Origin of the sequence: Leucobacter denitrificans (genome assembly GCF_014396385.1) — a bacterium.
In the GTDB taxonomy this organism is placed as follows: Bacteria; Actinomycetota; Actinomycetes; order Actinomycetales; family Microbacteriaceae; genus Leucobacter; species Leucobacter denitrificans.
Map to the genome: position 1 here is coordinate 765,774 of NZ_CP060716.1, position 13,578 is coordinate 779,351.

Annotated in this window: 17 protein-coding genes; 9 read left to right on the forward strand and 8 right to left on the reverse strand. The window is 62.0% G+C overall.

From position 1 onward, the window contains the following. Positions 1-23: 23 nt before the first annotated feature. Positions 24-257 (forward strand): hypothetical protein, encoded by a 234-nt coding sequence (locus tag H9L06_RS03650; RefSeq protein WP_187555891.1) that lies wholly within the window; start codon positions 24-26, stop codon positions 255-257. Positions 258-335: 78 nt separating this feature from the next. On the opposite strand, the gene H9L06_RS03655 is transcribed toward H9L06_RS03650, so the two are convergent. Further along, positions 336-1,877, reverse strand: coding sequence for an aminotransferase class I/II-fold pyridoxal phosphate-dependent enzyme (locus H9L06_RS03655; RefSeq protein ID WP_187555892.1), 1,542 nt, complete (start codon positions 1,875-1,877; stop codon positions 336-338). 121 nt (positions 1,878-1,998) lie between these two features. On the opposite strand from H9L06_RS03655, the gene H9L06_RS03660 reads away from it, so the two are divergent. Beyond that, positions 1,999-2,913, forward strand: coding sequence for a LysR family transcriptional regulator (locus tag H9L06_RS03660; protein ID WP_187555893.1), 915 nt, complete (start codon positions 1,999-2,001; stop codon positions 2,911-2,913). On the opposite strand, the gene H9L06_RS03665 is transcribed toward H9L06_RS03660, so the two are convergent. Next, positions 2,910-4,391, reverse strand: a complete 1,482-nt coding sequence (locus H9L06_RS03665) for a DHA2 family efflux MFS transporter permease subunit (RefSeq protein ID WP_187555894.1) — start codon at positions 4,389-4,391, stop codon at positions 2,910-2,912. The two genes, H9L06_RS03660 and H9L06_RS03665, sit on opposite strands and share 4 nt — an antisense overlap. Positions 4,392-4,434: 43 nt before the next feature. Between H9L06_RS03665 and H9L06_RS03670 the strand changes: the two genes are divergently transcribed. Beyond that, the gene (locus H9L06_RS03670) at positions 4,435-4,755 is read left to right on the forward strand and encodes a GNAT family N-acetyltransferase (protein ID WP_187555895.1); all 321 of its coding nucleotides are present in this window, start codon (positions 4,435-4,437) and stop codon (positions 4,753-4,755) included. 21 nt (positions 4,756-4,776) lie between these two features. Here H9L06_RS03670 and H9L06_RS03675 read toward each other — a convergent pair whose 3' ends face one another. Beyond that, positions 4,777-5,424, reverse strand: a complete 648-nt coding sequence (locus H9L06_RS03675) for an asparagine synthase (RefSeq protein WP_187555896.1) — start codon at positions 5,422-5,424, stop codon at positions 4,777-4,779. Between the two features lie 158 nt (positions 5,425-5,582). Here H9L06_RS03675 and H9L06_RS03680 point away from each other — a divergent pair, with 158 nt between their 5' ends. Together H9L06_RS03680 and H9L06_RS03685 are read left to right on the forward strand one after the other, a co-directional pair. Next, positions 5,583-5,903, forward strand: coding sequence for a DMT family transporter (locus H9L06_RS03680; protein ID WP_187555897.1), 321 nt, complete (start codon positions 5,583-5,585; stop codon positions 5,901-5,903). Further along, positions 5,904-6,293, forward strand: a complete 390-nt coding sequence (locus H9L06_RS03685) for a DMT family transporter (RefSeq protein ID WP_187555898.1) — start codon at positions 5,904-5,906, stop codon at positions 6,291-6,293. It abuts the gene before it with no gap. Here the strand turns inward: H9L06_RS03685 and H9L06_RS03690 are convergent. Continuing rightward, positions 6,276-6,962 carry a metal-dependent transcriptional regulator gene (locus tag H9L06_RS03690; RefSeq protein ID WP_281381691.1) on the reverse strand — a complete coding sequence of 229 codons (687 nt, stop codon included), beginning with the start codon at positions 6,960-6,962 and terminating at the stop codon, positions 6,276-6,278. The two genes, H9L06_RS03685 and H9L06_RS03690, sit on opposite strands and share 18 nt — an antisense overlap. A 61-nt stretch (positions 6,963-7,023) precedes the next feature. Between H9L06_RS03690 and H9L06_RS03695 the strand changes: the two genes are divergently transcribed. Beyond that, the gene (locus tag H9L06_RS03695; protein ID WP_187555900.1) at positions 7,024-7,428 is read left to right on the forward strand and encodes a DUF488 domain-containing protein; all 405 of its coding nucleotides are present in this window, start codon (positions 7,024-7,026) and stop codon (positions 7,426-7,428) included. Position 7,429: 1 nt separating this feature from the next. Here H9L06_RS03695 and pdxR read toward each other — a convergent pair whose 3' ends face one another. The 4 genes from pdxR to H9L06_RS03710 all read right to left on the reverse strand — a co-directional run bounded on the left by pdxR (position 7,430) and on the right by H9L06_RS03710 (position 11,361). Then, positions 7,430-8,812 (reverse strand): MocR-like pyridoxine biosynthesis transcription factor PdxR, encoded by a 1,383-nt coding sequence (gene pdxR / locus H9L06_RS03700; RefSeq protein ID WP_246454481.1) that lies wholly within the window; start codon positions 8,810-8,812, stop codon positions 7,430-7,432. 70 nt (positions 8,813-8,882) lie between these two features. After that, entirely contained in the window at positions 8,883-9,968 is a 1,086-nt protein-coding gene (locus H9L06_RS03705; protein WP_187555902.1) for an enoyl-CoA hydratase/isomerase family protein, read from the reverse strand. Between the two features lie 20 nt (positions 9,969-9,988). Beyond that, on the reverse strand, positions 9,989-10,441 hold the full coding sequence (locus H9L06_RS11950) for a hypothetical protein (protein WP_343069257.1): 453 nt from the start codon (positions 10,439-10,441) through the stop codon (positions 9,989-9,991). Continuing rightward, positions 10,438-11,361: an MFS transporter gene (locus tag H9L06_RS03710; RefSeq protein ID WP_343069258.1), complete on the reverse strand. Its 924-nt coding sequence runs from the start codon at positions 11,359-11,361 to the stop codon at positions 10,438-10,440. The genes H9L06_RS11950 and H9L06_RS03710 overlap by 4 nt, the downstream gene beginning before the upstream one ends. Positions 11,362-11,395: 34 nt before the next feature. On the opposite strand from H9L06_RS03710, the gene H9L06_RS03715 reads away from it, so the two are divergent. The 3 genes from H9L06_RS03715 to H9L06_RS03725 all read left to right on the forward strand — a co-directional run bounded on the left by H9L06_RS03715 (position 11,396) and on the right by H9L06_RS03725 (position 13,523). Beyond that, on the forward strand, positions 11,396-12,232 hold the full coding sequence (locus H9L06_RS03715) for a DUF3097 family protein (protein WP_187555903.1): 837 nt from the start codon (positions 11,396-11,398) through the stop codon (positions 12,230-12,232). A gap of 65 nt (positions 12,233-12,297) precedes the next feature. Then, positions 12,298-13,149, forward strand: a complete 852-nt coding sequence (locus H9L06_RS03720; protein ID WP_187555904.1) for an arginase family protein — start codon at positions 12,298-12,300, stop codon at positions 13,147-13,149. After that, positions 13,146-13,523 carry a Fe-S oxidoreductase gene (locus H9L06_RS03725; protein WP_187555905.1) on the forward strand — a complete coding sequence of 126 codons (378 nt, stop codon included), beginning with the start codon at positions 13,146-13,148 and terminating at the stop codon, positions 13,521-13,523. Before H9L06_RS03720 ends, H9L06_RS03725 begins: the two co-directional genes overlap by 4 nt. The last annotated feature ends 55 nt before the right edge of the window (positions 13,524-13,578 follow it).

Sequence of the window (13,578 nt, forward strand, 5' to 3'; positions counted from 1 at the left end):
ACCCAGACTTCCGAGGAGAGACCGTGAAGATTCGCACCCGCATCGCCACCGCAGTAACCGTCGCATTGGCGACTGTGTTCATTGGCGCACCCGCATTCGCCTCAGAAGAGGGTGAGCGAATCGATACGCTCGCAGAGTTCTCGTCGGCAGGCCAGCCGGTTGATGTTCTCGCTATCTCGATCGTCGGCATCGTGCTGCTCGCGGTCGTGCTCATCGGTTCGACCTTGGTCGGCAACCTCTTCGAGAAGAAGAACTAACTCACTTACTAAAGAACGGGCGAGTGCGACAGTGTCAGCACCCGCCCGTTCTTGCGTTCCCGGTGAGTTTTTGCCCAGCTAGTTTGCGCTCGCGGTGAGCGGATCGCGCACAACCCTGAACGTCGCCACGAGTGGGTCAGCGGCTCCCCGCACAAACCCTGTCGGTGAGGCCGCGACTGCCTGCAAGAATGTGACGGTCTCCTCCGTGATCTCCTCCCCCGGAACGAGGTTCGGGATACCCGGCGGGTAAGCGGCGAGCGTGTCTGCCGAGATCTGGCCAATAGCCTGGTGTGCAGTCACCACGATGCTCTCAGCGAAGTACGCTGCACGCGGCAGCATACGAAGCGTTCCTGCCTCAGGCAGTTCCGGGAAAGCAGTGGTGTTGCCTTCACTCACGCCTGCTGCAGCAGTATCTCCGCGCAGTGCGTCTGACTCAGCTGCAACTTCCTCGAGCGCGGCCATGACGCGGTCAAGATCCGGAGCCGCTAACGCACCGATGACCGCAACAATCGCGGTCGCCGTCGACATCTCAAAGTACACGCCGTGCTCAGCGATAACACGGTCCCGCACCCAGTGGCCGCTCTGACCGAGTCTCGAAACATCTATGGGAATGCGCAGCGGATCTGTGGCAACGATGTCGGGGAACGCCCCGAAGCCATCGCTAATTACCGAGTAGTGTTCGCTCAGTCTGAGCCGATCCCGCAGGGCCTCTGAAAGACGTATTGCCTCGCCGATCTCATCGTGCTTGTTCACGAGCGCGTGACGCGCCGCGTCGAGCGAGCCCATCAGGATAGCGCTCGCCGAGGTCGACGACGTCATCGTGTACGAACGCGCAACGAGGGGCTCAAGTCGATCTGCAAACTCGGTCTCACCAAGATGCAACATCGCCGATTGTGTGAGCGAGCCCGCAAGCTTGTGCGTGCTCGAGATGACGAGGTCAGCGCCGAGCTTTGCAGGCGACTCTGGCAGATCCTCGTGGAAACCAAAGTGTGCGCCCCAAGCACCATCGACGATGAGCGCAGCGCCGTGACTGTGCGCGACACGGGCGAGGCCCGCGACGTCTGCGGTGGAGCCGAAGTAGCTCGGCGACACGACATAGACGCTGTGTACGTCGCGCCCGGCCTCGGCCTCGGTCGCGAGCGCTTCGCCGAGCGCCTCAGGAGTGAGCCCGTGAGCAATGCCGTGCTCGTGGTCGACGTTCGGGGCGATAAAGGCCGGAATGAGACCCGCGAGCAACACGCCGTCGGTGAAGCTTGAGTGCGAGCTTCGCTGCATGAGCACCCGCTCGCCAAGCCCTCGCACCGCAAATGCAGCAGTACGGTTGCCCTGCGACGCTCCATTCGTCAAGAACCACGTGCGCCGCGCACCCCACGCCTCGGCCGCGAGGCGTTGCGCCTGCGCGAGCGGAGAGTCGCTTCCGAGGTCAATGCCGTCGAGCATGAGCGGCACGTCGAGTTGCACCAGTCGCTCACCAAACACCTGTGCGAGGTGGTCGCCACCAGCGTTCGGCGTACACCCGTGGCCCGGAACCATGAGGCTTTGCGGGTTTGCATCAGCGAAGCGCTCGAGCGCCTCCGTATAAGGCGCAACGCGCTGTGATACCTGGATGTCAGTGAGCATAGTTCTATCGTGGCGTGGTGGATCGGCGCACAGAACCCCCAGATACGCTCTTTGGCGACATATACTCTATGGAACACCGAGTGATGAATATCACCCAAACCTCAGTTATTTCGGGAGCACAATGATCGATCTCAGGCAGTTGCAGGCGTTGAGTGCGGTGGCCGAAGAAGGATCGGTTGCTCGAGCTGCCATTCGTCTTGGATGGAGCCAGCCCACCGTCGACTACCACCTCAAGAACCTTGACCGTCTGGTCGGCACAGAGCTCACCGCACGCAGTACGCGAGGCAGCCGCCTCACCACCGCGGGGCAACTCATGCTCGAACGTGGCGAGGAGATACTCGGACTCGCTGATCGCACACTCACCGACGTTCGCGATCTCGCTGAACTCGGCCATGTGCGATTGAGGTTCGGCATTTTCCCCTCCGCCGCCGCGAGGCTCCTTCCAGGCATTGCCCTCAGACTTGGTGAACTTGGTATCGAACTCGATGCGACACTCGAAGAGGTGATGCCCCTCGTTGCAGGCGTGAATCAACACACCCTCGACGCCGCACTCATCTATGCGGCGGGTGGCTACGATCTCCCCCTACGGTCAGAAGTGCACACCACGCACGTGTTCACTGACCCGATGCTCCTCGCGCTTCCCGCTCACCATGAACTTGCCGACGTCGAGCGGTTCGACATCGACACCCTTCTCACGCTTCGAGGCGAGAACTGGGTGATGGGATCCACCCCCGGTGACACCATCGATGACCTCGTGCGAGAGATGTACGCGGCGACCGGAAAGGAGCCGACCTTCGCGATTCGCACCGACGACTACGCCGTTGTACTAGCGCTGATCGCAGCGAACATGGGCGTCGCACTCATACCAAGCCTGTTGCAGGGGCTAGCGCCCGAAGGAGTTGTGCTCAGGCCCATCACCGACGAACGGTTCACCCGCGAACTACTGCTCGCAGCCCCAGCGGGCCCGGGAGGCCCGAGCACCGCAGTGCGGCAACTGGCCGAGGCCGTGCGTCGGTCTATCTCAGCGTTAGGCTAGTGGCCCCCGTGCGCCGCGGCACTCACCTCATCTTCACGAATGAAGATCGCAATTACCGCACCCACGCAGGCGACCGCGCCGCCCAGGTAGAACGCAACACTCGTACCGTGAGCGAGTGCTGAGCTTCCGACAGCGTCAGGAGATCCGGCAAATGCGACAGAGACCAGCGTCATGATCGTGACGAAAAGTGCGGTTCCCGCTGCACCAGCAACCTGCTGAACCGTTGAGATCAAAGCGCTGCCGTGCGACGCGAGGTGAAGCGGAAGCGATCCAAGCGATACAGAGAAGACCGGCGTAAAGACTCCGGCGAGCCCAACGCTCAGCAGCAGGTGCGTACCGACCACCTGCCAGATGCTCGTTGACTCACCCATGAGCCCCATCGCTCCAAGCGCGGCGGCAGTAATGAATGCACCTGGAATAAGCATCGGGCGAACGCCGTGTGCGTCGATAATGCGACCGACAAGTGGCCCGAGCAATCCCATGAGCAGCCCGCCGGGAAGCAGCACCAGACCGGCCTCAATTGGCTTGTATCCCAGCACATTCTGCAGGTAGATCGGCAGCAGGATCAGTGACCCAAACAGCGCCATCGAGCTGCAGATGAGCAGCACCGTTGACAGCGCATACGGGCGGCTGCGGAAGGTACGCAAATCGAGGAGCGCACGGTCTTCACGCTGAAGTGAAATTTGGCGCCAAACAAAGAGCACGAGCGCCACGACACCAACGATGACCGGAATGAATGGTTCGACAAATTGTTCGCCGTTCGCCGCGGCGCCGGCCTCGCTCAAACCGAAGACAAGCCCGCCGAACGCGAGCGCCGACAGCACCACCGAAACGATGTCGATCCGCACGACCTTGCGAATACCCACGTTCGGCATGCGCAACGAACCGAGCACGAGTGCGATGATCGCGATCGGGAGCACGAGCAAGAAGAGCCAGCGCCAGCTCAATACCTCGAGAATGAGCCCCGCGATTGTTGGCCCCAGCGCCGGAGCAACCGACATCACGATCGCAATGCGCCCCATGAGTTGGCCGCGGAGTTGCACAGGAACGAGCGTCACCACCGTGGTCATGAGCAGCGGCAGCATCACCGCCGTACCCGATGCCTGCACGACACGACCGAGAATGAGCAATGCGAGCCCCGGAGCAACCGCAGAGATGAGCGTGCCGAGGCTGAACAGCGACATAGCCGCGATAAAGAGCGCCCGAGTCGGAACGCGTTGGATGAGCATTCCCGTGATCGGAATGACCACGCTCATGGTGAGCAAGAACGCTGTGGTGAGCCACTGCCCCTCTGCGGCGGTGATATCGAGCGCTACCATGAGTACCGGCAGGGCCAGGCCCATGATGGTTTCGTTAAGAATCACGACGAACGACGAACCAAGCAACAACCAAATTGCGAGTTTCTCTCGAGTTCCGAACGCCCGTTCGGCCGACTCTTGCGTGTTTTCCGATACAGATTCGGCGGGGTGCGTAGACATAGACTGCCTATTCTATTGTGAAATGACCGTCTACCATTGGCACATGGCGAACTATTCTGACGAAGAGGCAGCACTCGCTGACGGGATCCAGATTGTGCACGAACCCGATGCGAGCAGGTTCGCCGTGTATCAGCAGCAAGATGAGGCTCGATCACTCGTGGGCGAAGCGCACTATTCGCTTCGGCGCTCTGGCAAAGTCGACTTCGACCACACGCTCATCATTCCGAGGCTTCGCGGCACCGGCCTATCCAATCTGCTCGCGCAGCACGCACTCACCTCAGACGTCGCGAAGTCGAACGAGATCACCGCGTCATGCTGGTTTATTGCGCAGTACCTCGCGAGGAATCCCGAGCTCGCGCACTAGCAGCTGAGTGCGCCACGTACTCTACGGCCGCTTCGCGCCCTTGAACTTGACGAGTCCCTTGAGATTATTCTTTGGCGCCTGCTGCTGCACGAGTGCAGTGAGATCTTTCTCGATGAGCTGCTGAATACGGCCCTCGCGCTCGCTACGGTACTCCTCATCGTGACCACCACTGTAATAGGGATGGCTTGCGCGCTCTTTCAGCGAGTTACCGATCTCTTCCCAGGCGAGCTTTCGTGCCCGCTCGGCTGTCTCGCTAACGTACGTATCGTTCTCAGTGCGCTCCCTGAGCTCTGCGGCGACCTTCTCGTACACCTCTTGCCGGTGCCGAAGCGTGCGATTGTCGCCGCTACCGTACTCGGTTTCACTCCAAGCACTGCGGCCACGGTCTCGTATCTCGCCCCGCACGCGCGAAATATGTCGCGCGTCTCGCTCTCGCTCAACCGCGAGTTCATTCAGCGAATCCCGAACCATCTCGAGAATCTGCTCTTCGCGATAGTCGGCGTGCTCTTTGAGCGCGTTCATAATGATCGCGTTTTTCACCCGCATGCGCACCGCGACATCAGCAACCAGCAGACCCTGTTCAACGATCTCTTCGACCGGAGCGAGCACCCGCTTTGGGAGGCGCCGTGGAGGTGTATTGCGCGACCTACGCCTGGTAAACCAACCCATTCAGGGCCCTCCTGTCCTCACCACATCCATTATCTCCCACTACCGGGGTGTGTGAGCAGCACTTGCCCAGGTTACGGTGCGAGAATTGCCGGGATCCCGCTGATCGGGATGCGGACGAGGGAGCAGTACCCGCAATCGACGACTGCCAGGAAGTAACAATGACCCTCGCATGGATCATTCTTATTGCCAGCGGCCTCCTCGAAGCCGTCTGGGCGACCTCACTCGAAGCCTCTCAGGGCTTCAAAAAACTCAAACCGTCTCTGCTCTTCGCTGCGTCTGTGAGCGCGAGCATGGTCGGCTTATCGTACGCAATGAACACCATCCCCGTCGGCACCGCTTACGCGGTATGGGTCGGGATCGGCGCGGTGCTCACAGCTGCGTGGGCGATGCTCAGCGGCGCTGAACGACCAACGGTCATCCGCGTACTGCTGCTCATCGGTCTCATCGGCTGTGTCGTAGGCCTCAAGGTGGTGAGCTAGGTGACTAAGAAGGTTTCTACTGGCGCCCACTGGGTCGCACTCTTCGCGAGCGCTGGCCTCGAAGCTGCATGGGCACTCGCCCTCAGCGCGTCAAACGGATTCACCGTTCCACTGTGGACCATTGTGTTTCTTGTCTGCGGTGTACTCAGCATGGTGGGTCTCGGCTACGCGATGCGCGGCATTCCGATCAGTGTTGCCTACGCAATATGGACCGGAATCGGAGCTGCCCTCACGGTTTCTATCGCGATGATCTTGGGTTCTGAACCCGTTTCGGTGCTCAAGATCATCTTCTTGGGAGGAATCGTCGCGTGCGTCGTCGGTCTGCGCTTTACTGGCGAACCAACATCGGCGCAGGAACCCGCGACAGATCGTTCAATCGCTGAGGTCTGACACCCAAACTGAGTTCGAGGCGGTGGTGCCGAGAATTACCGGAGCACCACCCGCCTCGCCCCTTACGATTACCGCAACGGTTTCTGAGTAGGGCTCGCTGGGCTGCACCTCAAGTTCTGCGTCGACCACGATCCCGCGCGAAGCAAAGTACTGCAGCATGCCCGCGTCTGAGTCAGAAATGCGTTCGACTCGCACTGTAGACGGCGCGGTGGCGTCGGCGAGGAGCACGGCCTCGGGTCGGTGCACCCGGCCGTCTGCGCTCGGGATCGGATCGCCGTGCGGGTCTCTCGTCGGATATCCGAGAACACGGTCGATGCGATCCACCAAATCGTCGGTGACGGCGTGTTCGAGGCGGTCTGCCACGTCGTGCACCTCGTCCCACGAATATTCGAGTTGGCGCACGAGGAACGTCTCGAGCAGGCGGTGCCGACGGGTCATAAGCACGGCGAGTTCGCGACCCTCTGCCGTAAGGGTAACGGTGCCGTACCTCGCATGATCGATGAGTTCGTGCTCCGAGAGCTTGCGCAGCGCGTCAGATACCGTCGAGAGTCGCACCCCTGCCGTTTCAGCGATTGCAGAGTTCGTGATGGGCGCGTCTGACCACTCCTCAAGGCTCCAGATGACCTTGAGGTAGTTCTGCATGCTCGCAGTAATATTTTCGACGCTCACTCGATCAAGGGTACCTGCCCCGCGGCTTGCCGGAAGGGGCGCGCGGGAGGACACTAAGAATATGAGCACTCCTGAGATTGCGGTTGCTCGCATCTATGACAGTCTGGGCGACGCTTCGGCCGATTCGCACACGGTGCGCGTGTTGGTGGATCGCCTCTGGCCTCGCGGGGTGAGCCGCGAACAGGCAGCCATAGACCTCTGGCCCAAGGAAGTGACCCCGAGCAACGATCTCAGAAAGTCGTGGCACGCCGATCCACAGGGACACGAGCCCGAGCATTTCGAGGAGTTCAAAGCCTCATACCGTGAGGAGTTGCAGACAGATGCTGCGCAAGATGCGCTCGCAGAACTCGCGACTGCATTACGCGAGGAGAGGAGCGTGCTCCTCCTCACCGCTGCTAAAGATCCCGAGGTCAGTCACGTTCCGGTGATCCGCGAGGCGCTCAGCGATGCGCTACGCACCTCATAACTCATGAGGTTTCGAGGATGCGCCGAAGTGCGCGGAGCGCTTCATCGAACTCTGCGTTGTCCGATCCACCGAGCCCTATGACGATGCCGGCCATGCCATCACCTTGGCGCTGCCAATATGCGCCAAGTGGCTGAGCTCCGAGCGCCGCTTCCTGCGCGGCAGCAACAGCGCTTGCTTCTCGGTCGCGTAACCGTGACTGGTTGGCGCCCACAAATTCGAGCACCGCGTGCAGGCCGCCATCCATTGGTCGAACGATCACGCCGGGCACGCCAGCGAACCTTTCAGAGACCAAATCCCTTCGTTCGGCGTATCGCCGCAGCAATCTGGCCGTGTGGCGTCGAAGTTCGCCGCTCGCAAGATAGTGAGCGAGCGCAGACTGCACTACCGCAGAAACCGGCCCTCCGAGCTCATGCCGTGCGGGCTCGACGAGCGAGCGAATCGAACGTGGCACCACCATGAACCCCGCAGACAGAGCAGGCGCGACGGTGCGCGAGAATGTGCCGAGCAACACCACCGAACCGGTTACCGCATCATCAAGTGCCGCAAGCGTCGGAAGCGGGCTTCCCGTGTAGCGCAGCTCCGAATCGAAATCGTCCTCCACGATAATCACGCCGGAAGTGTGTGCCCACGCTAGGAGTTCTCGCCGACGCACGAGCGGTAGCGATCCGCCGAGTGGGTACTGATGACTCGGCGTCACAATCACCACATCGAGCATGCCCTGCGGAAGCCTCGAGGTGTCGAGCCCCTCATCATCTGCCGGAAGCGCCACAATCTGAGCGCCGTGACGCGCAGCGACGCCGCGAAGCGACGGGAGCCCCGGGTCTTCGACCCCAACGGTCAGGCTTCTCCCCCGCGTCGTGCCGAGTGCCGTGAGCAAGAGGCCAAGCCCGTCTCTGGTTCCGGCGGTCACGATGACATCGCTCGCTGGCCGCGCGGTCGCACGCATACGGCGCAGGTGATCCGCAATCTCCTCGCGAAGCTGTGGATCGCCGAGCGGCGGAGCCACAACATGTGCCCTGACGGCCGCTTCACGCCAGGCCGCTCGCCACGCGGGACTATCGATTGCGCTCGGGATCGGCACGCCGGGTCGAAGCGGGCCGCGCGCAGCCTCGGTGGGGAGTTGACCCAACCCGGGTTCGAGCGTCTCACCTGTCTCCGGAGCCGCGTGCTTTACGTGCGTCGCACCGAGCTCAGGATTCACCTCGGTTCCCCGGCCGTGCTTTGCGACGAGGTAGCCCTCGGCAATGAGTTGTTCATATGAGGAGACAACCACCCCGCGGGCAACCCCTAGGCGACGCGCGAGTTCGCGAGTCGCGGGAACCGTTTCGCCAGCACGCAGTGTTCCTGCGTCGATCGCATCTCTCAGCGCCGCCGCGAGCTGCATCGGGAGTGATACCTCTAATGCGCGATCCAGCTGCACGGGAAATTCCCGCGCAGCACTGGACGGCCGCGAATTAGGCATCGCGCGAGAGCCCGAGACCATCCTCGCCTGCGTCAAGCGGAGCGAGTATCTGCGCAAGATCAGCATTTTCAAGCTGCTCGATCGTGCGCGGATCCCACTTCGGGTTTCGATCCTTGTCGATGACCTGCGCGCGCACTCCCTCAGCGAAGTTCGGGAGCGTCGCAAACCTGGGCAGGATACGGAAATCGTCTTCGAGCACTCCCGCAAGGTCGAGCGACTCGGCACGGGTTCTCGCGATCTGCGCGAGGGTGGCAGCGACGGACACCGGTGACATTTCGCGAATCAACTTGGCGATACTGCGAGCCTCCTCATGGGTACTCGCCTCGAGCGCGGTGACGAGTCTGAGCGCTGCTCCCGCAGGATCCGCCACGACGCCCCGCTCATCACCCAGCGCAGCATCTGCGATCTCGTCAAACCACTCGCGCACCTGCAAAAGCGGCGACTCGGGTGCGGGCTCCGCGACGCTCGCAATCGCCGACTCAGGGTCAGTTCCAGCGGCGAGCGCCTCGCGCAGCGTCTCTAGGCGTTCGCTCGGCACGTAATGGTCAGCAAACCCGAGCGCGATTGCGTCGCCCGGAGTGAGCTCTCCTGCGGTGATTGCGAGGTACTCGCCGAGTCTTCCCGGTGCGCGAGCGAGCAGCAGGTGACCTCCGACGTCTGGCATGAGCCCGATCCGCACCTCTGGCATAGCGAGCCGACTGCGCTCGGTGACGACCCTGTATGCCGCGTGCCCACCGAGTCCGATGCCGCCACCCATGGTGATGCCGTCCATGATCGCGACGACGGGCACCGCCGATGTGTGCACCTCGTGGTCGAGCGAGTACTCGAGGCGAAAGAGCACTCGCGTATCTGCAACCTGCGCAATCTCTTTGATGTCGCCGCCACCGCAGAATCCTCGTTCTCCGGCACCGTCGAGCAAGAAGACGGTTGACTCCCCTGGCTCTGCGAACGCCTCGCGCAGCGCCTGAAACATTTCAATGTTCAGCGCGTTGATGGCGCGTGGGCGATTCAGAGTGACGTGGGTGAGCGCTCCCTCGCGCTTCACGAGAATGAGTGGTTCAGTTGCCGCAACAGTCATGGCGCCACGCTAGCAGGAACTTAGGGCTGAGGGTTGCGGCCGTCGTACTGCTGGAACGAGCGCGCAGTGCGCAACAGGATGAGCATGACGCCGACGATGACCAGACCACCAAGGAGTGCGGGCGCCCAGATTGCGAGTGCGGTCGCAGCAACGCCCGCAATGAGGTCGCCGACGCGCGGCCCTCCGGCAACCACGACATAGAAAATTCCCTGCATGCGACCGATGACATGGTCTGGAGCAGCCGACTGCAGGATCGTGGTGCGGAACACAGAACTCACGTTGTCAGAGGCACCCGCCCAGGCAAGGGCGATGCAACCGAGCACGATGGCGGGGAGCACGGGCGCTACTTCTGCGAGGCCCGAGTCGGTCGGCAATGGGGAGAACGCGGGAATCCCCGCGAAAAGCCCGGTAACGAGCAGCACGAGTCCGAATGCCAGCGTCGCTACACCGTACGAAGCGATTGCGAGGGTCACTGCGCGACCCTGCCTGCGCACGGCGCCGAGTGGGCCAGAGAATAGGCTCGACAGCAGCGAGCCGATGGCAAACGCTGCGGTGAGCGCACCCACGGTGACGGCTCCTCCCCAAGCACAAGCGCGCCTGCGGCAGGGAAGACGACCCTTGGCTGACCGAACGTCATCGCGATGATGTCCCAGATGAAGGTCGCCCGCACGTTCGGCGCGTGGCGGAGGAACCTCAGGCTCTCGCCCGCAGAACTGAGTGCTGCCCGCAACGGATGTTGCGCTTCGGCCCCAGGCTCACGCGTCGGACGTATCTGAGGCAGACCGAGAATACCGAAGAATCCCGCGGTAAAGAGCACTACATCGACAAGGAATGTCCACGGAACTCCGACAATGGCCACGAGCACACCCGCGAGCGCGGGACCGACGGTGATCGCGGTGCCCATGGTAATGCCGTTGAGCGCAGCGGCAGCAGGAAGAAGCTGAGGTGAGAGCAGCCGCGGGTAGATCGCACCTCTTGCCGTACCCATGATCGTTGCCGAGGCCGCATTCAGCGCGGCGAGCGCGTAGTACGGCCAGGTGGCCGACACCCCGAGAAACGCGATGGCGGTCATGGTGCCGATGCTCAGCCACGCGATAATTGAGGTGACGAGCGCGACTTTGCGCCGGTCGAAAATGTCTGAGAGCGCGCCGCCGACGAATCCCGCGAGAACCATGGGCCCAAGCGCCCAGAGCGCCACGAGTGACACCGCGAGTGTGGATCCGGTGAGGTTGTAGATGTGTAGCCCCACAGCGATGATCGTCATCTGAGAGCCGATCTGTGAGATCGAGTTGCCAATCCACAATCGCGCAAAAGCGGGACTCACGCGAAGCGGCGTTGTGTCGACCAGGAGGCGGCGGATGCCTCGTTTCTCGCCGCGCTCGGGTGTGCTCACCAGTGAACGCTATCAGAGCGGATAGGCTCCCTGTGTGCTTGATGACAGGTATGACAATGACCCGATTGCCCGAATGAAACCGCGGCGTGGCCCGGTGCAGCGCACCGAGGTTCCGCTCACGCGCGGCCTCGTAGTCGAGCACAGCCTGACTGAGTTTTGTGGGGCCGTAGTTGACGCTCGCGACGGAGTGCTCAAGCTCGAAGATTTCGATGGTGCCGTGCGGTCGTTTCCGCTTTCTGACGGGTTTCTCGTCGACGGGGTGCCAGCTAAGTTCGTTGCGCCGCAGAAGCAGGCAGCGCCTCGGCGGCGCACAGCGTCCGGCTCGTTTGCTACGCCCGAAGCGCGAGCACGGGTCGCTATGCCGAGCCGTATTTTTGTCGAGGGCAAGCACGATGCTGAGCTGGTCGAGCAGGTGTGGGGGTCTGACCTCAGGCACGAGGGCGTTGTTGTTGAGTTGCTCGAGGGGGCGGATCGCTTAGAAGAGGTGCTCGCAGCATTCAAGCCTGCAACCGACCGACGTGCCGGGGTACTCCTCGACCACCTGGTTCCCGGCAGTAAGGAATCGCGGATCGCAGATGCGATCGCACGTGGACCGCATGGTGCTCACACGCTGATTGTCGGGCACCCTTACATCGATATCTGGGAGGCAGTGAAACCAGCACGTCTTGGCCTCGAAGCCTGGCCCAAGATTCCCCGCGGAACCGATTGGAAGACCGGGATCTGTCGGGAGCTCGGATGGCCCGCAGAGGAGATGGCGGATATCGCAGACGCTTGGTCGCGCATCCGCGGGCGGGTGCGCACCTTCCGCGACTTGGAGCCGGAGCTCATCGGACGGGTTGAGCATCTCATCGACTTTGTTACCGTTGGATAGTAAACGAAAATTCACCAGGTTTTCGGCGTATCCTGAGACTGTCGCATTCCCGAGTAGGTGGTGCAATGAGCGCGCGAACACAGCCGATTTTTCTTCTCATGCCGCAGTGGCAGGGCTCCTCAGCCTCACGTGCGATGCTGCTTATGGATGGGGCGGCGCACCTTCGCGGCGACCTTCCGCAGTCAGCGAGCCTTGAGGTTCCCGTGCCCGCACACGCGGGCGATGCCCTCGGCACACCAATTGCGCGGCTGAGTTCACTGCTCGCAACGAGAAACGCCGCACGCGAACTCCTGCGTGAACGTCATGAGCCGCCGATTACCCTGGGTGGCGACTGTGCCTCGTCACTCGCCGGAATCGAGCGTGCAATCGAACGCGACCCCGGCACCGTCGTACTGTGGTTTGATGCGCACCCAGATCTGCAGCACCCGAGCACATCGCCATCGGGCGCGGCGTCGGGCATGACGCTTCGGCACGCGCTCGGCGACGGGGTTCCCGATCTCATTTCAACCTCACCCGTCGCACCCGAGCAGGTGCTTATTATCGGCGCACGCGAGGTTGACGCCGAAGAGCACGTGACGATTGAAGAGCTCGGGATCCACCGCCACGAAGTGCGTGAGGCGAACGAGCAGTCAGACCGCATTAGTGAGTGGATCGAGCGCACGCGTGCGACAAGCGTGTACGTGCACATCGACCTCGATGTGCTTGATCCGGCGGGCTTCTCGTCAGTACATGCGCCTGTGCCGTTTGGTATGGATATTGGCACTCTCACTCAGGCCATTCGAGCTGCAGTCGCGCTCGTGCCACTCGCGGGCGCGGCGATCTGCGAGTTCGCTCCCGCCGATTCGGCGATGGCAGACGAAGATGCGCCCACGGTGCTTCGAATCCTCGCCGCGCTCACCTCGGGTGGAGCACGTTGAGCGTCACGGGCCGCAACTGGCCTTTTTCGTGGATCGGCTACGCGTACGCAACCCTCGTTGGGTTCGTGTGGGGATCGATCTGGAGCACCGGCAAAGTCGAGCGCATCGACGGGCTCTGGGTATTTCGAGGCATGCCGAAGTGGACGTTCAAGCGCGGCGGAAGCTGCATCGGCGCGTGCTACCTCACTCGCACCAATGATTCCCCTCTTGTGCTCAGACACGAGCGCATTCATAAGGCACAGTGGCGCAAGTACGGGTTTGCCATGCCGGTGCTCTACGCGCTCGCGGGTCGCGATCCGCTTAACAACCGTTTTGAGATCGAGGCCGGCCTGAAAGACGGTGGGTACATTCGCTCGCCGCGATCCACCACGTAACAACCTTGCAACGAGACCACGATTCTTGGTGACACCCACGAACGGTGCGCGTATT